At 39.3% G+C, this 20315-nt stretch carries 11 protein-coding genes; 1 reads left to right on the top strand and 10 read right to left on the bottom strand.

Going from position 1 to position 20315, the window contains the following annotated elements; translation table 11 throughout:
- Window positions 1-305: 305 nt before the first annotated feature.
- The 10 genes from IQ244_RS12530 to IQ244_RS12575 form a co-directional block, all read right to left on the bottom strand.
- On the bottom strand, window positions 306-1466 hold the full coding sequence (locus tag IQ244_RS12530) for a hybrid sensor histidine kinase/response regulator (protein ID WP_193894401.1): 1161 nt from the start codon (window positions 1464-1466) through the stop codon (window positions 306-308).
- 132 nt (window positions 1467-1598) lie between these two features.
- Window positions 1599-2045 (bottom strand): response regulator, encoded by a 447-nt coding sequence (locus tag IQ244_RS12535; protein WP_193894403.1) that lies wholly within the window; start codon window positions 2043-2045, stop codon window positions 1599-1601.
- Complete coding sequence (locus IQ244_RS12540; protein ID WP_193894412.1) at window positions 1999-4296, bottom strand: sensor histidine kinase; 2298 nt, start codon at window positions 4294-4296, stop codon at window positions 1999-2001. Before IQ244_RS12540 ends, IQ244_RS12535 begins: the two co-directional genes overlap by 47 nt.
- Before the next feature lie 413 nt (window positions 4297-4709).
- Window positions 4710-6161 carry a dolichyl-phosphate-mannose--protein mannosyltransferase gene (locus IQ244_RS12545; RefSeq protein WP_193894421.1) on the bottom strand — a complete coding sequence of 484 codons (1452 nt, stop codon included), beginning with the start codon at window positions 6159-6161 and terminating at the stop codon, window positions 4710-4712.
- Between the two features lie 17 nt (window positions 6162-6178).
- Window positions 6179-6760, bottom strand: coding sequence for a GNAT family N-acetyltransferase (locus IQ244_RS12550; protein ID WP_193894422.1), 582 nt, complete (start codon window positions 6758-6760; stop codon window positions 6179-6181).
- A 123-nt stretch (window positions 6761-6883) separates the two neighbouring features.
- Entirely contained in the window at window positions 6884-9397 is a 2514-nt protein-coding gene (ppsA, locus tag IQ244_RS12555; protein ID WP_193894424.1) for a phosphoenolpyruvate synthase, read from the bottom strand.
- Between the two features lie 493 nt (window positions 9398-9890).
- Window positions 9891-11654 (bottom strand): response regulator, encoded by a 1764-nt coding sequence (locus IQ244_RS12560; RefSeq protein WP_193894427.1) that lies wholly within the window; start codon window positions 11652-11654, stop codon window positions 9891-9893.
- Window positions 11655-11909: 255 nt separating this feature from the next.
- The gene (locus IQ244_RS12565; RefSeq protein WP_193894429.1) at window positions 11910-14921 is read right to left on the bottom strand and encodes a response regulator; all 3012 of its coding nucleotides are present in this window, start codon (window positions 14919-14921) and stop codon (window positions 11910-11912) included.
- Between the two features lie 339 nt (window positions 14922-15260).
- Window positions 15261-17096 (bottom strand): alpha-amylase family glycosyl hydrolase, encoded by a 1836-nt coding sequence (locus IQ244_RS12570; RefSeq protein WP_193894431.1) that lies wholly within the window; start codon window positions 17094-17096, stop codon window positions 15261-15263.
- A 126-nt stretch (window positions 17097-17222) separates the two neighbouring features.
- The gene (locus IQ244_RS12575) at window positions 17223-18362 is read right to left on the bottom strand and encodes an acyltransferase family protein (protein WP_193894433.1); all 1140 of its coding nucleotides are present in this window, start codon (window positions 18360-18362) and stop codon (window positions 17223-17225) included.
- A 42-nt stretch (window positions 18363-18404) separates the two neighbouring features.
- Here IQ244_RS12575 and IQ244_RS12580 point away from each other — a divergent pair, with 42 nt between their 5' ends.
- On the top strand, window positions 18405-20060 hold the full coding sequence (locus IQ244_RS12580) for a glycoside hydrolase family 10 protein (protein ID WP_322746061.1): 1656 nt from the start codon (window positions 18405-18407) through the stop codon (window positions 20058-20060).
- Window positions 20061-20315: the final 255 nt, after the last annotated feature.

A 20315-nucleotide genomic window follows, 5' to 3' on the forward strand; every position in this document is an offset into this window, starting at 1 on the left:
GTTCAGATTTGTTACTAGGATTCAATCATTTAATTGCCGCAATGAATCAATTTAAACCCTGTTATGCTTCTGGATGATTTAGCTTCTTTACTACTTGCTTAGTCCGGAAAGTGACAGAAGAGGGATAACCAGAAAGTCCCGCTGAAACCAGAAAAGTAGTTTGGTTAGAGCAGTAGCGAAACCCAACAAGGTCTTAATAATGTTGGTTTACTAAAGCCAGCGTGTCTAAGTTCCTTAACCAAGCTCCGCTTAACAAGTAATCAACAAGTCAGTGCGTGATGCAATTGCAAACAGCCTTTCAGAGTTTAAAGCTTGATTAAAGGTAGATTGACGATAAATGTAGTACCAATCCCAACTTCGCTATTCAGCATAATTTCGCCACCATGTGCATCGACGCACTTTTTGACAATTGCCAAGCCTAAGCCAGTACCCGGAATTCTGCCAACGTTTTCTGCACGTTGGAACGGCTGAAACATCCGCTTTTGGTCGTGCTTGGGAATGCCAATTCCCCAATCTTGAAAGCGAAACATCACGGAATTTTCTTGACCAATTAATTCAAATTGAATTTTGCCATTGGGGAGTGAATATTTAATCGCATTGCCTAGTAAATTACCTAAAATGTGGCGCAGTAGTGTTTCATCCCAGACTGTTTCAACTAATTCTCCATAACTTGTGAAGACAAGCGTCAAATTCTTGTCTTTGAGAGATAATTGTGCTTCTTCGACTAGTTGACGGCAAAATATTTCTAGATCTAATGGCTCAAGGTCACATTGGAATTTGCCAGAATCAGCCCTACCAATTAAGGAAACTTCATCTAACATTTGTGCCATATTCTTGATAGCTGTGCGAATCATCTGCAAATGATTGCGCTTTTTCTCTTGAGTTAATTTATCTTCGTTATTTTGCAGTAATCCAGCGGCTAAGAGAATGGTATTTAGCGGTTGACGAATATCATGAGAAAGCATCGAAACAAATTCTGATCGGAACTGATTGATTTCATTTGCTTTCACTAGTTCGGCGGTGCGCTCGTCCACGCGCACTTGTAATGTCTGATTAACTTGACGTAATGTTTCTAATAGCTGTTTACGCTCGATCGCATAAGAGATAGAGCGAAGTAAGCCATTGGCGTTGACGTGACGCTTGACTAAATAATCTTGCGCTCCTTCCCTCACTGCTTCTACTGCCAGTTCTTCGTCGTTAGTATTGGTGAGTACGACAATTGGCAAGCTAGGCGCACAATTAATCAAGACTGGCAGAGATGATAATCCTTGACTGTCAGGTAGGGTGAGGTCTAATAAAATGATGTCGTAATTGTCGGAGATGAGTTGATTGAGTCCTTCTTGTAATCGCTTGACATGAACTAGCACAAATTCTTTCGCATCGGCTTGCTGCAAAAACTCTTGCAATAACCTAGCTTCTGCCAGATTGTCTTCAATTAACAAGATTTTTACTAAGCTTCCAGCCATAGTTTTCTGATTACAATCCTGGGAAGTGGGAGTGGGGAGGCAGGCGGCAGGAGGCAGACGGCAGGAGGTAAAAGACTATGTGGCTTTTTCTCCCCTGCACCCTTACACCACTGCACCCTTACACCCATATACTTACTCTGACGGTAAGGTAACGATAGACAACCAAAAGTCTTCGATGCCTTTGACGATTTGGAATAGTTGGCTGAGGTTACGAGATTTAGTAATGTAGCAGTTTACGTGGAGGTCGTAGCTGTGAAAAATGTCATCCTCGTTTTTGGAGGTTGTCAGCACTACTACGGGGATACGTTTGAGTAGGGGATCGTTTTTAATTTCTGCTAACACTTCCCGACCATCTTTTCTCGGTAAGTTCAAATCTAGCAAAATCAGGTCAGGACGGGGAGCATCGGCATACTCCCCTTCTTGGCGTAAGAATGCCATAGCATCTACGCCATCTCTCACTGTCACTACTTGGTGCGGCACTGAGCTATTTTTCAATGCTTCTTGGATTAAGCGCACATCGGCTTTATTATCTTCAACCAAAAAGATTGTTTTGAGCTTTTCTTCCATTTCTACGCTCACGCTCACGCCCTCCAACTGGAATTGTAAAGTAGAAGGTAGCTCCCTCTCCAAGTTGTGATTCTACCCAAATGCGACCTCGGTGGCATTCGGCAATCTTTTTACAGATAGCTAGACCCATACCTGTACCTGCATACTCGTCTCGTGTATGTAGGCGTTGAAAGATGACAAAAATGCGATCGCTAAATCTGGGGTCAAGACCAATACCATTATCTCGCACCCAGAACAACCATTCATCTTCTAATCTCTCGGCTCCGATATGAATTTGCGGTGGTTGGTCGCTACGGAATTTGATGGCGTTAGCAATCAAGTTCTGAAATAGCTGCATTAGCTGAGTACTACCAGCCATGACTGTGGGTAAGGGGTCATGGGTAATTATCGTGCCGGTTTCGGCAATGCGCTGTCTGAGATTACCGAGGGCGCGTTCTAAGGCGGTTTCGACTTCAGTTAGTTGAAAGGCGATCACCTGTGTGTCTACTTTGGAGTACGCTAGGACATCATCAATTAATGTCTGCATTAAGCTGACACCCTGAACGGCGAAGTTGATAAACTCTTTCGCATCTTCGTCCAGTTCTGCGTTATAGCGCATCTCTAACAACTGCACATAGTTCGCCACTTGATTAAGTGGTTCTTGCAAGTCATGAGAAGCAACGTAGGCAAACTTTTTCAATTCGGCGTTGGAACGTTCTAAATCTTGTGCTAATTGCGCTAGTTCATCGGCTTGGCGCAATACAATATTAACAATTGCTTTCCGTAATTCTAAGGCGGCTTTAATTTCAACAAGTTGCCACGGTAAAGATGTCAGCTTAACTGTTTCTTTCCACAGTTCAAAAGATTTTCTGGGACATAGACGCACATCGCCATCTGTTTGGCTAACTTCAAAAGCCTGATTAGGATTACCACCCCAATTCACTGTTTGAATAACTTCGGGACGGAACCACAAAACATAATTCCGCTTGGAAATGGGAATCGCTAACAAACCACTGGCAACATTTTTAAATCTCTCCGCATCGGGATAAACCTGTGGCAAAGAATTTGTATAGAAAACTTCTTCATTGACATTATTCTTTAACCACTGCACCAAAAAATTCAGGTCTTCTTCTGATGGAGTCTCACCAATTAGTGTACAGCGATCGCCAAAACACACAGCCGCACCTTGGGCGCTCGTTAAATCTAAAAGATTTGGCTGATGTTTAACTAAACCATCAATAAAGTTTTCTTCTTGGGACATATATTCAACCAACAATGATTGAATATGTGTCAAATTCATGCGATAGTCGTAATCTTCTGTTTCTTCTCTGGCTGAAATTTCTGCAAATATCACTCGTCCTAAAAATTCGCAGGCTTTTCGCATTTCGTAAGAGACAAATTTAGGCGTTTGATGATGACAAGCAATTAAGCCCCAGAGTTTGTTGTCTTTAATTAAAGAGATACTCAAAGAAGCACCGACACCCATATTGTGCAGATATTCCAGATGACAACTAGCCGCACTTCTAAGAATTGAGTTAGTTAAATCAACGGGACGCTGACTAACTGGATTAGTCGCCGGAATTAGTTGCACTGCTTCTGCTTTAGCATCTGGGATGATTCTAATAGAATTAGATGCAAATAATTTTCTCGCTGGTTTGGGAATATCTGACTCAGGATAATGTAAACCCAAATATGGTTCTAGAGTTTCTAGCTTTTCTTCGGCGATGACTGAACCATGTCCATCATCATCAAATTTATAAAGCATTACCCGATCAAAACCCGTCACTTTCCGCACTTCTTGGACAATTATCTGACAAAAGTCCCGCAGATTTGAGCTTTTCTCTAACTGATTAATAGAAGCTCTCGCCAGATGGTAAAAACTTAAAAATGGGATATTTTCTTGGGTAAATGTTGGCTCTAATTCTAAGATTAAATATCCTTCAGGATTGCGGTGAAAAACTGCGTCAAAAATTACATATTCATCACCTTTTTTTCTGAACCAAAGTTTCGTTGGGTTGATAAATTCCAGATTATCTTCTGCTAACCCTGCTTTAATTCTTTCGAGTTGAAACGAGTCGAGTAAATCTTCTAGTTTTTTTTGCAACATTTGTTCGGGGTCTATCCCGAAAACAGTCCAAGTATTATTACTAACTTGTAATATTGCTAATTCTGGTTCTGACAATACTAACAAAACTCCGTGGGGCTGAATTTGCCGCGAAGTATGAATTGGAGCTTCTTTCAAACTAGTAACATTGATGCTTGGAAGTTGTAAGTTTAATTCCATTAAAATTATCCTCTATTTCTAGAGAGCATCAAAAATAGAGTCTATATAGGTTTTGTATACCTATTGGCTTTATAAATTTATGACACTTCCTAGATGTAAACTTGTATAGTTTTTACGCTTAGAAATTAACTAGTTAATCAATTTTTACTGTTAAAAATTCAGAATGATGGATTTTGAGAGATTTCTTCATCAATTCTGTTGTTGGCGAGATCTGACTTTTAATACCTCAGTTGCGTTGTATAGCTTTTATCTATCCTACTTGCGTTTTCAGTCTAGCAGGCAGGCTCTATAAATACAGATAAGAAATGTAAAAAATAGGTGATTGGCTACATTGCATATATGTAGCATTATTAAGTATGAAGAGGTTACAGGTTATAGATTATAGGTGACAGTTATTTTAAGGCTAAATAGCTTTAAATCCAATAGCTAAACCACATTCGTAGCCTATAAGCTTCGCTTGAGATTGGTAAACCTAAATAAATGGGCAACCAAAACACAAAAGCAGCCAAAATAATTAAAGAAAGGGTGAAGCCAATCGCCTGCAATGGCGCATAATAGCTACGTAGACACTGATCGACAAACCAAGCGATCGCTAAAAATGCAAATACTACAGCCGTCATGTAGTGGTAAATAAAAGCGCACCGCGAAACCCTCATCCAAGGTGCTAAGTTAGTGGCATAATTTACAACTAAATATAAGGCAATCCATGTATCAACGGTGATATTTTTTGGGAAGGTAAACTGTTTTTTCTGTTGCCAAAATGTGAATATTGCCACAATCAGCATTCCCATTAAAAATAATATGGCAGCAGCACCAAACCACCACAAAAAAGGATTACCCATTGCATGAACATCATAAATAGTTTTTCCAGCGTTAGCAGGTAAATCAGGCCCCAAAACAGGTAATGGTTCTCTAGAGTTTTGGGCAGTTTTGTAATAATATGCCATTGGTCTTGTCAACAATGGCCATTTATACCAGGCTGCACAGTAGGGATGCACTTGAGCATTATTCCCCCCTAACCGTTCGTGAAAGGCTAAAATTTGCTTGTGGACTTCGATAAATCCGTATTTGCTATCTAGTTGTAAATGGGGAATCCAAATCAGACTATAAACCGTAAGTGGGAGAAATCCTAAAAATAAGACAACTTGCCAAATATACAATTGAGTTAAATTTTGTAGTGGTGAGGAAGATTGTTGATGATCCTCTGGAGGATTCTGATTAATTTTTTTGCCTAATATTTCCCATATCCAAGCAAATATCCACAAAAAATAAACACCAGCTAGAAAAAATAACCCATTCCATTTAGTAGCAATTGAACAACCAAAAGCGATACCCGCAATTATTAAATATAATTTCCGCTTTTGTCTCTGGTTATTTAAGGCTAAAAGAAATAACCAATGGCCTAACAAACCAAATAAAACTATATATATATTAATTAAGGCATAGCGAGATTCAACGATAAATATGCCATCAACAGCGGTGAATAAACCAGCAATTAAGGCAAAACTACGCCGAGAACTTAATTGATAAGCAATCCCCGCATTTAATAAAGGGATAAACGAGCCTAAAAAAGCATTAATCCAACGATAATCCCAAGGCGATCGCAGTGAACCAGTAAGTCCATTGAAGCTTTCATGCACAAATGTTACATGACTACCGAGCCATATTCCGATCGCAATAATATACTTACCTAATGGGGGATGACCATCAAAAAAGGGAACATGGGTGAGATAGTTGTTCCCAAATTTAGCGTAGTAAACTTCATCAAAGACTAAGGTGTTAAACCTATCTAACCCCCAAAACCTCAAAGCGAGTGAGAGTAAAAATATACTCGCTAACCCAATGCGGAACCAAGCTTTAGTCATTAGTCAATCGTCAATATTCATGTGTTATTTGTCATTCTTTGCCGTGTCTCTGTGTTCCCTGGTTCCCCAGCTTCTTTTTGGAACAAAAATAATTCTATGCCGTAATACTTGTTTGTTCTACCCATAGGTTTCATACCTAGTCGCTGAGTAACGCGGATAGAGGCATGATGTTCTGGTTTGACAACAGCATAAATTACAGGCAATTGCAGTATATTAAATCCGTATTTGAGCATAGCTTGTGCTGCTTCTGTTGCATACCCTTGACCCCAAGAAGCACGTCGTAAGTGCCAACCAACCTCATAATCCTGAGTAGGTAAACGATGATTATCAGGTAGTTGTTCGAGGAGGATCGTGCCGACAATTTCTCTGGTTTCTTTTTCTACAATTGCCCAAGACCCAGTACCATTATTTAATCTTTGGTATTCCTCGACGTTCTCTATTAAGTACTGGCGTTGTAATTCTATGCTCTTGATCAGAGCATTTATACCAAGAAAGTACGTTACTTCCGGATCACCATAAATTGCAAACGCTTGTTCAGCATCGCTTTCGGGTATCCAACTGCGAATGAGCAAGCGTTCAGTTTCAAACAGAATTGTCATCTTACCTTGGGTTGAGATTAGCAGCGATCGCTACCTTTAGGTCATAATCTTTCACTGCTGCTAATCTTACTAACTCTAGATGCACTTTTAACCATCCTACGGCTGAAAATCTATTTCTAGTTTTTACTCAGGATTTTCCACTTTGGCGATTTCCAGCATTGTTTTTAACACCGAATCAGGATTTAAACTGATAGAATCAATTCCCTGTTCTACTAAAAACTGGGCAAATTCTGGATAATCGCTTGGTGCTTGTCCGCATATACCGATTTTGCGGTGGCGTTTTTTGGCTGATTCAATGGCCATTTTGACCATTTGCTTAACGGCTGGACTGCGTTCATCAAATAATCTGGCGACTAAAGCTGAATCTCTGTCTAAACCCAAGGTTAGCTGCGTTAAATCATTGGAACCAATAGAGAAGCCATCAAAGACATCAGCAAATTCTTCTGCCAAAATTACGTTACTAGGTAACTCGCACATGACATAAACTTGCAAGTTATTCACACCTTGTTTCAAATCATTTTTTGCCATCTCTGCTAATACCAAACGCCCTTCTTCAGGAGTGCGACAAAATGGAATCATCGGGATGACGTTTGTTAAACCCATTTCATCTCGAACGCGTTTGATGGCTTGACATTCTAAGGCAAAAGCGGCTTTATAACCTTCATCATAATAACGTGCTGCACCACGCCAACCCAGCATAGGGTTTTCTTCATGAGGTTCAAATTGTTTACCACCTAATAAGTTGGCGTATTCATTACTCTTAAAATCCGACATCCGCACAATCACAGGTTTGGGATAAAATGCTGCGGCAATTCTGCCTATACCTTGGGCTAATTTATCAACAAAATATTGCGGTTTATCATCATAAAGTGAAGTAATTTCCGTAATTTGGGCTTTCACTTTTTCATCTTGCAATTGGTCGTAGTGAATTAACGCCATTGGATGAATTTGAATTTGATTCGCAATGATAAATTCCGTCCGCGCTAAACCTACGCCATCATTAGGAATTGCAGATAAACTAAAAGCCTCTTGAGGATTTCCCACATTCATTAAAATTTGGGTGCGGGTGCGGGGTAGGTTTTCTAAGGGGACTTCTTGGACTTCAAAAGGTAATAAGCCGGGATAAACTTGACCTTCTTCGCCTTCAGCACAGGAAACGGTGACTTCTTGATTATTTTGCAAGACTTGTGTCGCATTCCCGCAACCCACAATTGCCGGCACACCCAATTCTCGTGCAATAATCGCTGCATGACAGGTACGTCCGCCAGCATTGGTAATAATTGCACTGGCGCGTTTCATAATTGGTTCCCAGTCGGGGTCGGTTCTCTCGGTAACTAATACATCCCCTGGTTGAAATTCCTGGATGTTGCGGACATCTAAAATTAGGCGGACTTTACCTTGGCTGATGGCTTCGCCTATAGCGCGTCCTGTAACTAGAGGCGTTGGGGTTTCCTTAGCTGATATCAAGCGATAACTCCGCAATACATTGCCGTTTTTCTGCGACTGCACAGTTTCCGGACGCGCTTGCACTATAAATAGTTGATTGGTAATGCCATCTTTTGCCCACTCAATATCCATTGGGGTGTAATTACCGTGGACTTGGGAGTAATGGTCTTCGATAACGCACGCCCATTTTCCTAGTTGTAAAATTTCTTCATCATTCAGGGCAAATTTAGTGCGATCGCTTTCACTAACGGGTACATTTTTGGTTAACTTACAATTATCATCATCGGCTCTAACTGTTAATGTATGGGCGCTATCAGCAGCACAAGCCATGACATCTATTTCCGTTGCCGGCACATAAATCATTTTGATTTCTTTACTACCCAATTTCTTATCTAAAATTGGGTGGAAACCTGTTTTTAATGTGGGTTTAAATACAACATATTCATCGGGATTGACTGCACCTTGCACGACGTTTTCACCTAAACCGTATGCAGCCGTAATCAAAGCGGCATCTTTAAATCCGGTTTCGGTATCAATAGAAAACATTACTCCCGAAGTTGCTAAATCAGAACGCACCATTTTCTGCACACCAACTGATAAAGCCACATCAAAATGATCAAATCCTTTAGTATGACGATAAGAAATAGCGCGGTCAGTAAATATAGAAGCAAAACATTTATGACAAGCTATGATTACTTCTTCAACACCAACAATATTTAAATAAGTTTCTTGCTGTCCGGCAAAACTCGCATCGGGGAGGTCTTCAGCCGTGGCGCTAGAACGAACTGCAACATCAGTTTCTGTTAAGTATTGCTCACATAAACTTGCGTAAGCTTTAGCAATCGCCTGTCGTAAATCTTCAGGGAATGGTGTATGCAGTAATAGCGATCGCGCTTTTTCTCCACGTTCGCGTAAATTGTTCACATCCTCAACATTTAAATCAGCAAAAAGTTGGCGTAACTTTGCTTCTAAACCTGCTGATTTAATGAAATAACGATAAGCATAAGCAGTAGTCGCAAACCCCATTGGTACATTCACACCTTTGGGGGTTAATTGTTGAATCATCTCTCCCAAGGAGGCATTTTTTCCACCTACTAGGTGTATATCTTTAATGCCTACCTCATCAAACCAAAGAATTAGCGATCGCTCTTGAGAAAGTGAAGACAATGTTTGATGAGATACTGTAACCATAAGTGTTACCTCCCAAATAGATACTCTAGTTAATGAGCTTTAAATTTTAGTGAATAACTTTGATATCTCGCACCCAGCAGGTATTTTGGCGCTTAATCAGCGTTTGACAAATCTTGTGGGGGCTTAATAATTCCTTTGGGATCACGATAACAAATAAATCCAGTTTTTGGGTACGATATGCAGCATTCCTTAAAATAGTGCATCAAGTGTCAACAAATACTCCATGAATCCGTAACTCTCTCTCACAATTACGCAAAATGTAACGAAAAATCAAGAGACATTGCATTGCAACATCTCTACAAAGGTTTGAGGTAGATGCACTACTTTGATTCGCCGTTAAGTTAGCGAGGCTGATTCCGCCGTTATTGAGTGGAGGAGATAAAAGCATTTGGTTGTGGTGTGTAAGTAACAGGATGAACTATGATGATTGATTGCGATCGCTCACTGTTGATTTTGACCCCAGAATCCACACGCCTGTAGACTGGGGAGTATGTCAAGGGTGATTATAAGTATAAGGAAGCAACGGCAAAAGTAGGGTAAAGCAAATTTCTTTGGTGCGTGATTCGACAAAGATAGAACCACCCAGATTTTCTGCTAATTTTTTCACCAATGCCAACCCCAAACCCGTACCTCCAGGCGTTAAATGTCCCATATTGGGGATGCGGTAAAATTTATCAAAAATGCGGGATAATTCAACTTCAGGAATTTCTACACCAGAATTAATCACACAAAGATGTAACTTATCATCTTTTTTGTGAGCCGTTACTGTAATATTTTCGCCGGGAGGCGTATACTTACAAGCATTTTTAACTAACTCACGCAGAATCCTGCTCAAGCTAGATATATCGGTAGTTATTAATGGTAAGTCAGGAGATAGTTGAATTTGCAGATTTTTGTGTTGTTGTTGAGATTGGATGATAAAGACTTCTATCGTGTAGGGAATCCAATCAAACAGATTAATAGTTGTCAATTGTAAGGGATAAAACTCAGCGTTTAAATATTGTAAATCAAGTAAATCTTGAATTAGCTGGAGTTCGCCTTCGCACTCTTCATGCAAAGTTGTCAAACACTGAGATATCTGTTGATCATCTTGAATCGAGTGAGTTAATTCTGTCTCTAGTAATTGGATAAATGATTTAATATTAGCTATAGGATTTCGTAATTCGTGAGAGATAGAACAGAGAAAATCATCTTTTAGTTGATTCAGCTTTTGTAACTCTTGCACTTGTATTTGAGCAGCCTGATATAGTCGAGCTTGACGCAAAGCGATCGCACATTGATTTGCCAACTGTTTGACTAATCTGACTTCCAGTTCATCAAAGGCTTTAGCTGCTGATTTGAACAACCACAAACTACCCAAAATTTTTTGATTATCAAAAAGTTGGCATAATAAAATAGCATATTTTTTCTCATTTTCATTATCACTATTGAGAAAATACCAGCAAAATTGAGTGCTGTGTTCTGTCCGCAATTTCGTCGGAAATTCAACCCAGCTTTTGACTTGCTGAATACAATTAAGTCCCCAACCATGATCGCTATCGTTGCTATATTCATAGGCAACAGAACAAGTTTTCAAATTATTATTACAAATAGTTGCATAACAGCAATCTAGTTCCAAGCCAACTACCAACTCTGCTACTGCTGCACGCCAAATTTGTCCTTCATCCAAACTGTCACGGACTGTATCTGTAATTCGTTTCAATCTGTCCTCAAATTCTAGCGCTCTTTCTAATTGCTTAGTACGTTCAATAATTTGTTGTTCAAAACCCCGATTGAGTTCTTGCAAAGCTGATTGTGCTTGTTGACGTTCTTGAATTTCTTGCTGTAACTGTTGGTTTTGAGCCATCAGTAATTGTCGTTGCTCATAAATAGTTAATTGATTTTGCACCCGTGCCAGTACTTCCAACTCTTGAAAAGGTTTGGTAATATAATCTGCTCCCCCTAACTCAAAGGCTTTGATTTTATCTGTGGTTTGATCTAACGCACTAATAAAAATTATGGGGACATTAGCTGTTTTTTCATGTAACTTTAATTGCTGACAAACTTCATAGCCATTAATCTCTGGCATATTGATATCTAGTAAAATCAAATCAGGCGGTTCCATTTGTGCAGCCTGAATTGCCATTTTACTACTGACAGTTTTTTTGACTTTAAATCCTTGAGACTCCAGTATCTTAGTCAACAGGCGCAGATTATCTGGTGTGTCGTCAACAAGCAATATTAATGCCGAATGAATCAGAGATGGAGATAAGGACATAATTGAAAATTCCTTGGAGAAAACAATGGAAATACTCAGTCATAAGTCAATACGGTTCAGTTAAGAAAGTTTTCTTGTGGAGATAAGGGAACAGGGAACGGGGAACAGTACAAGATAAAAAAGCTTATCTGAAGCGTATTAAGTCATAAGTAACAATAATTAATTTAAATAACTTGTATTGCTATAGCTAGATATAGCGGTATGCACTTGAATGATATATAGAATAGGCTGCAAGATCCCTATATTAAAAGACTTCTAATCCTGTCCCCTACTATATTGTTGATATTTGATAATATCTTCAGTTAAGTTTAAGATTGTTTCTAAATGAAAGTTCTCAACCAAATCTTTCAATGCATCAGCAATATGATGCTTACTTGTAGGTATCTCTTGGAAGAGTTGATAGAGTTTTTCATCATCAATAATTACAGCGGCTTCATGGACTTGGGTAATCCAGGTTGTTGGCATTTCTGCTAAATCAGATAAAGTTACTTTTTGATATGGGGGTTTTAACTCAGGCAATTCTTGTTGATTATTTTCGGCATAAATGTAACGTACACCGAGATATTTTGCCATTTTGTCAAATAAAACTGTTTCTTCAAAAGGTTTGGCAACAAAATCATCACAACCTACTTGCAAAATTACTTGTCTGTCTTCTTCAAAAGCACTCGCCGTTAAAGCGATAATTGCTAAAACTTTACTTTGAGCATGAGCGCGAATTTGCTTAGTTGCTTCATAACCGTTCATCACTGGCATTTGTATATCCATCCAAATGAGATGGGGTTGCCAAGCTTTGCAGATATCAACGGCTATCACACCATTCTCCGCAGCACGTACTTCAAAACCAACAGACTCCAGCAGTTTTACCATTAACTGCCGATTTTCTAAAACATCCTCAACAATTAAAACTCGATATCTAGGTTGACCAGGTTCTAAACCAATTACTCGCTTAGTTGCTTGTGTAGATGGCAAAACATCGACTTTCTCTGCAACATTCATTTGCACGTGACAAGTAAAAGTTGCGCTTTGACCGAAGACACTCTGAACGCAAATATCACCTCCCATCAATCTGGCAAACTGGCGGCTAATAGCGAGTCCCAAGCCTGTACCTTGCATAAATTGTCGTCCACCTTTAGCCTGGACGAATGCTTCAAAGATTAACTCTAAATCTTCAGTCGCAATTCCTGGGCCAGTATCTTCCACAATAAATTCTACAGTTATCTTGCCTGATTCTTTTGAAAATGAAGCATGATCAACATAAGATACTCGCAGGGCGACATGACCAACAAGTGTAAATTTGATCGCATTGCCTAGCAGATTAATTAGTATTTGTCTGAGTTTACCTTCATCACCATAAACATATTGATTTACTTCTGTACCTAATTCAGTAATGATGTTTAATCCTTTATCCGAAGCTTTAAGGGTAAACATTTCTTGCATTGAGTAAATCAAACGATGCAAGTCAAAATAATTCTCATTCAGAGTTGGCTGACCAGCTTCAATCTTCGACATCTCTAAAACATCATTAATTAAAGCCAACAAATGTTCACCACTACGACTAATAATATCTAAATGCTCTTTGTCTTTGTGAGATAAAGAACTATTCCGAGTCATAATCTGCGTGAACCCTAAAATAGCATTCAGTGGCGTACGCAATTCATGACTCATCTTAGCTAAAAACTGACTTTTAGCACGGTTGGCAATTTCTGCTTGTTCAGCGGCTTGCTGGAGTGCTACATGGGAAAATTCCAGCGCTGCTAACATTAAATTATTTTTCATCTCCTGTGCAACTTCAATTTCAAATATTTGCCAGGGATAAGATTTATCTTGAACTGTTTGTTTCCACAGTTCAAACGACTTACGTGGAGTTAGACGCAAAGTATTATCTGAAGTTACGGAAATTGATGTATGAGGATTACCAGCCCAATTTACTATTTGCACTTGCTCAGGGCGTAACCAAATAATATGATAAGACCTTTGATTGAGAAAAATAGAAATTGCAAGAATGCCGCTGACTTTATCTTTAAATTGTCTGGCTGGAGGATAAATTTTGGGTAAAGAATCTGTAAAGAAAATTTCTGGAGGTTTTCGCTCAGAAAGCCAATTTATGAGCTTTCTTATTTCGGTTTCAGCAGGAGTTTGACCAATCAGGGTTAGTTGTTCTTCTAATAAGATGGCAACGCCTTGAGCTTGGACTAAGTTTAATAAATTGGACTCATTGCGTTGAAAGACATTGCCAATATATTCTAATTTGTTAGATAATGCTTGCCTAAGTTGTTCTTGAATTGCTTTAACTTGTTGGCGATAGGAATTTAATGCCCGTTCTTTCTGGTTGATTAATTCCACTGAGGCAAACTGTCCGATAAATTCACACATTTTGCGAGTTTCATAATCAACATTTTTGGGAGTGTAATTATGGCAGGCAATTAAACCCCAAAGTCTATTGTGGTTGATAAGAGAAATACACATAGTTGCTGTCACACCCATATTCCGCAAGTATTCTATATGCCAGGGTGAGACACTTCTCAATGTTGCTCCACTCAGATCTAAGGGTGAATTTACTGGAATTAATTGAACTGGTTGATAATTGATATCTGGAATTAGCCGCAACCATTTTTCGTAATAAAGTTTTCTGGCTTGCTCTGGAATATCCGAGGCTGGATAGTGAAGTTCTAAATAACTTTCAAGATGGTTGTGTTTATCTTCAGCAATGACAACTCCACTGTAGTCTGTTTCTAATCTATAAAGCATTACCCGATCAAATTGAGTAATGCTTCTGATTTCTTTGACGATAATTTGAAATAGTTCTAGGGAATTTTTAGCCCTGACTATTTGAGCAACTGTTTTTTCTAAAAGATGATAATTTTCTAGAAAATAATTAGGTTTTGGAGGAGAATATGGTTCTAATTCTAAGATTAAAACATTGTGCGATCGCTGCATAGTTCCGAGAAATACTGTATGAGGATTGCCTTTATCAAAATTAGGCAATTCAGGTTTTATTTCTAAGAGGTGAATAAAAGTGAAAGCTTCTATTTGAAGAGAATCATTAATCAATTTAATTTGTTCTAAAGAAAACAGATAATTTAAATTTTGACCAATTAAATCCGCTGCGGGTATACCAAAAAATTGACTAGTATTCTCACTCGCTTGCAGAATTTTTAGCTGTGTTTCTTCTAAGGCTAAAAGTAACCCATGTGGCTGGATATAACCAGGAATATGAATTGGCTCATGATCACAGTCAATAATATCGATTGTGTCTAAATTTAGCATTTTAAAATTTATTTTTTTGAATATGATTTGATTATAAAAAATTACATCTAAGACTAATACTGTGTGAAGTGACACAGTAGCTACCCATAAGATGCCGTTGGTAGCTATGGGAAACTTCCTCTTTACATACCATGTAGGTTGGAAATTATATATATTTTCATCCTGACGTAGGATTAATTTTTATATTCAAGTCTGTTATTCTTGCATAGAATATTCCTTGCAGGAATATTTTAGTGACAAAAATTTGAAAACTGCGATCGCCTGTTAAATCCAAATGAAAAAAGGGCGCATATATATATGCACCCTATGAGGAGAGAAATTTGAGCAATTAAGGGAAATTTAGCCGTAAATTACAAAGCCAGCCGCTGGGACAGTAATTTTCACGGCTTTACCATTCCTCGCTTCAATTTTCACCTTTTGACCTTCTTGTTGTTTATCGGTGGAGTAAATGCAAGTCAGGAAATCACCTTCATTGTGTAATTCGTTATCAATAGTTACCCAAGCTTCACGCGGTTGGTTGTAGTCAGTATTCAAAGCCGCGACTATTTCTTGGTCGCTGAGAATGCGAGACCAAGGGACAATAGAACGAATTTCATTACCAATTATCTGCGGTAAACCAAAGCTTACACCATCACCAGAAATGGAGCGGAGATATTGGCGACCACGGCTCAAGGCTTTTTTCTCCCTTCTGATTTTGAGAATTTTGGAGATTTCTTGATAAACGTAATTTTCTTCATTGAAGAAGTGAACGCCTTTAGTCCCAAATGCGCCGAACTCACCACCGAACATAGCCTCGCGTAAATAGCGATCGCTATCTCCATGACCATCAAAGGCTTGTTCTGTCCCATAATAAATACAAGGGATTCCCAGGGTTAAAGCATTGAGAGCTAAAGCATTGAGTACTACTTTTGCAGCGTCCTTGTCTGCACAAAATCTCGCTTTGTTTTGTCCTTTACGCACTTGGTCATGGTCGTCAAACATCGTCACGACCTTATCTCTAAACCAAATGTGAGATTCTTTCTGCACCAGCAAAGAATTGCGGAATAAACTAAAGTAATCTCTAGGGTTGCGATATCCTTTCACTAAATATTCGAGTTTGTCAGGAATCTCATCTACACCTAAAGCCGCATCCAAACCTGTTTCTTCTAAAGTTTCAAATGCTCTTTGTCTTCCGCCAGTAATCTCACCAACTAAAAAGAACTTTTCCTTACCAATACTTTGAGCAAACTCATGAATCATCGAAGCAAAAATCCGAGTTGCTCCTTTATCCATGTGTTTGACAGTATCAATGCGGAAACCATCAATATCAGCATAGGCTATCCAATATTTATACGCCTGAGCCAGATATTTCAAAGCCGGAGATATCACATAATCATCAAGTCCGCCAAAGCCATGACGAATATCTTTTAAATCCTCAAAATCGCCTTCTAAAAATTCGGGATAACCATCCCAATTTCTAATGCGTCCTTTTTGAGTATATATAGATGGGTCTTGAAATTCTACTGGCCAAATTGCGTCATTTTCTTGAGGCCAAGTTGCAGGATTATTGGGGTCAGTTTTGCGAAATGGAATACTAGGTTGACCTTTTTCGTCATTAAACCCCTTGACTTGATAAGGTGTGTCACTGTAATTTACATTACCTGCTTCGTAGCTAAAGATATTACCAGAATGATTCAGAATAATATCCAGAATTACATAAATACCATTGGCATGAGCAGTTTGCACTAACTCTTGCAAATCTTCACCGCTACCAAACTTAGGGTTAACCTCTAAGAAATCTTGAATACCGTAGCCGTGATATGTTTCTTGAAAAGATACCTGCTTGAAAATTGGACTAATCCAAATTGCTGATATGCCTAAACGCTTTAGGTATCCGACTTTACTAGTTAGTCCTTTAAGATTCCCGCCAACGTATTTTATCCCTGCTTCTCGCCAACGATCTGCACCTTCTGGTGTGCGTGTCGCATTATTTTGATCACCTGCAAATAAGGGAGTTACACCATTAGAGACAACATTTCCCGAAGTGTCTTTATATCCATTCTCCTTACCGTCAGAAAATCTGTCGAGCATCATAAAATAAAACACTTGATCTTCCCAAGCATTAGGGGAAGGATAAAATGTTTTGTTGGAGGTATAAGAAGCTAAATTTAGTTGTGATAGTTGCTTTACTGCCATTTCCGTATTTTCAGATTAATGACTGAAATAATTGCTGTGTGGATACGGAAAGCTACAAAACTCAATTTTTCAATTCCGGATAAATAAGGAATTTTTTATGGTGGGGGGAACAGCAATTTACCCCTATTAAATCTTGAAAAACCAACGCCGACGATACATTCCATAAAGAATCGTCCACCAAAATAAAACCATGACTATGGCAAATATTAGCGAACCATTGAATGTCCCAGCCCACGGGCGAAATAGGTGTTCATAAATCCAGGTATAAGTTGTGCTGTTGCCAATCTTAGTTTTAAGTAAGATTCTGCTAAATACACCAGAACCAACAAACAAAAAGATGGCATTTAGCCCCATGACTTCTAATGGTAGTCCCCAGCGTCTTAAATGGCGGACTTCTATGAGTTCATAACACAAAGCTAAAGTTAATAACGCCCAACCCGCAGTAAATAAAACGTAAGAACTTGTCCATAGTTGTTTATTAATGGGAAATAAAAATCCCCACAATTGCCCAATAATTAAAGCAATTAAACCAAAAATTACTAAATTTATACTAGTGCGGCTTTTAATTGGCTGAGTTCGCAACCAATCACCAGTAAAATAGCCTAAAAACACAGTAACAACTGCTGGCAAAGTACTAAATAAACCTTCCGGGTCAAAAGAACCACTACGATAAATATGCTTACCAAGAATTATCCGGTCGATGTAGCCGCCAAGATTACCTTCAGGAATGAGATTTCCTGCACCGAAGCCGGGAACGGGGATAAATTGCATTGCTAACCAGTACCCAATGAGGAGAACGGCTGATAATATCCACAACCAACGGCGGGACAGGTTGAGAACGCTTAGTGCGGCTAATACATAAGCGAGGCTAATACGCTGTAATACTCCCATAATTCGCAGTGTGCTGAAATTGGGAGGTATACCTTTAATTAACCAATCAAGGGTTAAAGAAAACAAGGCCAGGAACAACCCCAGGGCAAATAATATCAGTCCGCGGCGGAGAATGCGCTGATAGACAATAGCCGTGGGGCGATTTTCTGAGGTGTACTTGGCGAAAGAAAACGGCATAGCGACACCGACGATAAATAAAAAGAACGGGAAAACCAAGTCTGTCGGTGTGCAACCGTGCCATTCGGCGTGGTCGAGAGGCGGATAAACATAATCCCAACTACCGGGATTATTCACTAAAATCATAGAGGCGATCGCAATTCCCCGAAATACATCCAGGGAACTAAGACGCGTAAAGGGTGTAGAGGAATTTTCCATAACGTTATAGTTTAATCTGTTCAACGCTCCTCCAAAATTTTTGTGAATATCAAAGACATTTTTCTTAGTGGATTTTTACGTTTAGCACAGCATCGGAAAAATCACCCTAAATGGAGAAACATCAAGTTTCTTGCCTACTTTCTCCTACCTGTTGCTTTGTGTCTTCTCCCAGTCCAAATTGCTAACTCCTCAACTCAGCCAACCGCAATCATCCCCCCATCAATAAATCGAGAATTTCGGGGCGCATGGGTTGCTAGTGTCGCCAATATTGACTGGCCTTCTAAACCGAGTTTAACCACCAGCCAACAACAAGCAGAGTTAATTACAATACTCGATCGCGCGGCTAAATTAAAACTCAACGCCGTAATTTTACAAGTCCGTCCTGCTTGTGATGCCTTATACCAATCTGCATTAGAACCTTGGTCAGAGTTTTTAACTGGAGAGATGGGTAAACCTCCCGCGCCTTATTATGATCCCTTAGTTTTTGCCGTAGCAGAAGCCCATAAACGTGGACTAGAATTACACGCTTGGTTTAATCCTTATCGCGCACGTCATCCCCAAGCTAAATCGATCACGGCACCAAATCATATCAGCAAAACCCATCCCGAATTAGTCAAACATTACGGCAAATATCTCTGGTTAGACCCAGGTGAAAAAGCTGTGCAAGATTACACAGTGCAAGTAATCATGGATGTTGTCAATCGATATGATATCGATGGCGTTCATATTGATGATTACTTTTATCCTTATCCAGAAAAGAATCGCAGAAATAAAACCATCGATTTTCCTGATGAAATTAGTTGGCAAAAATATCAAAAATCAGGAGGTACAGAAAACCACAATGATTGGCGGCGGGAAAATGTCAACACATTAATTCAACGACTGTATCAAAGCATTAAAAGTACTAAACCTTGGGTAAAATTTGGTATTAGTCCTTTTGGAATATGGCAACCAGGATTTCCCCAACAAATCGGCAATGATAAAGCCTTTAATGCTTATCAAGAACTATATGCAGATTCTCGCAAATGGTTAATGAATGGCTGGTTAGATTATCTCTCACCGCAACTTTATTGGAAAATTGAACAGGCACAACAAAGTTATCCTGTATTGTTGAACTGGTGGATAGAACAAAACACTCAATCTCGGCATATTTGGCCAGGAATTTTTACTAGCCGCATCGGTCAAAACAGTAGCACAGCCTGGCCGGCTAAAGAAATCGTCTATCAAATTAAAACCACACAAAGACACACTGGTTCAGATGGCAATATTCACTTTAGTATGAAACCGCTGCTGCAAAATCGTGGCGGAATTGCTGATTTATTACCACAAGATGTTTATAGTCATCCGGCGTTAGTGCCGTCATCACCTTGGTTAGATAATACACCGCCAGAAAAACCACAAGTGAGTTTAGAAAAAGATGTCACTGGGACTAAAACAGTTCTGCGATGGCAACCTACAGGTAAACAACCAGTTTGGTTATGGGTTGTGCAAATCAAAACAGGCAATGAATGGAACACTAATATTTTACCTGCTGGGCAAAATTCAACTTTGTTGAATAATAATCAAGTTGAAGATGTCGCTATTTCGGCGGTGACTCGTTATGGTATTCAAGGGACAAGCGCCATTGTGGAAATGCCAAAATATCAGGCGAGAAACTCTAATGTTCATACTCCTGTGCCAACATTAAATTCTCGTTAATGGAGTTCTGATACTCATTAATGAGTCTTTGATACTCGCGCGAGAGTCTTTGATACTCGTGAGCGAGTCTTTGATATTCGTGAATGAGTCTTTGATACTTGCGCGAGAGTCTTGAATACTCGTGAATGAGTCTTTGATACTCACGCGAGAGTCTTGAATACTCATGAATGAGTCTTTGATACTCGCACGCGAGTCTTGAATACTCGTGAATGAGTCTTTGATACTCGCGCGAGAGTCTTTGATACTCGCTCACGA

Origin of the sequence: Nostoc sp. LEGE 06077, assembly GCF_015207705.1 — a bacterium.
In the GTDB taxonomy this organism is placed as follows: Bacteria; Cyanobacteriota; Cyanobacteriia; order Cyanobacteriales; family Nostocaceae; genus Nostoc_B.

What these genes read in the sequence shown, in the direction of transcription:
- IQ244_RS12540 (WP_193894412.1), bottom strand. Translation starts at nt 4,296, where the DNA reads ATGGAATTAAACTTACAACTTCCAAGCATCAATGTTACTAGTTTGAAA.
- IQ244_RS12560 (WP_193894427.1), bottom strand. Translation starts at nt 11,654, where the DNA reads ATGTCCTTATCTCCATCTCTGATTCATTCGGCATTAATATTGCTTGTT.
- IQ244_RS12575 (WP_193894433.1), bottom strand. Translation starts at nt 18,362, where the DNA reads ATGGAAAATTCCTCTACACCCTTTACGCGTCTTAGTTCCCTGGATGTA.
- IQ244_RS12530 (WP_193894401.1), bottom strand. Translation starts at nt 1,466, where the DNA reads ATGGCTGGAAGCTTAGTAAAAATCTTGTTAATTGAAGACAATCTGGCA.
- IQ244_RS12545 (WP_193894421.1), bottom strand. Translation starts at nt 6,161, where the DNA reads ATGACTAAAGCTTGGTTCCGCATTGGGTTAGCGAGTATATTTTTACTC.
- ppsA (WP_193894424.1), bottom strand. Translation starts at nt 9,397, where the DNA reads ATGGTTACAGTATCTCATCAAACATTGTCTTCACTTTCTCAAGAGCGA.
- IQ244_RS12550 (WP_193894422.1), bottom strand. Translation starts at nt 6,760, where the DNA reads ATGACAATTCTGTTTGAAACTGAACGCTTGCTCATTCGCAGTTGGATA.
- IQ244_RS12570 (WP_193894431.1), bottom strand. Translation starts at nt 17,096, where the DNA reads ATGGCAGTAAAGCAACTATCACAACTAAATTTAGCTTCTTATACCTCC.
- IQ244_RS12565 (WP_193894429.1), bottom strand. Translation starts at nt 14,921, where the DNA reads ATGCTAAATTTAGACACAATCGATATTATTGACTGTGATCATGAGCCA.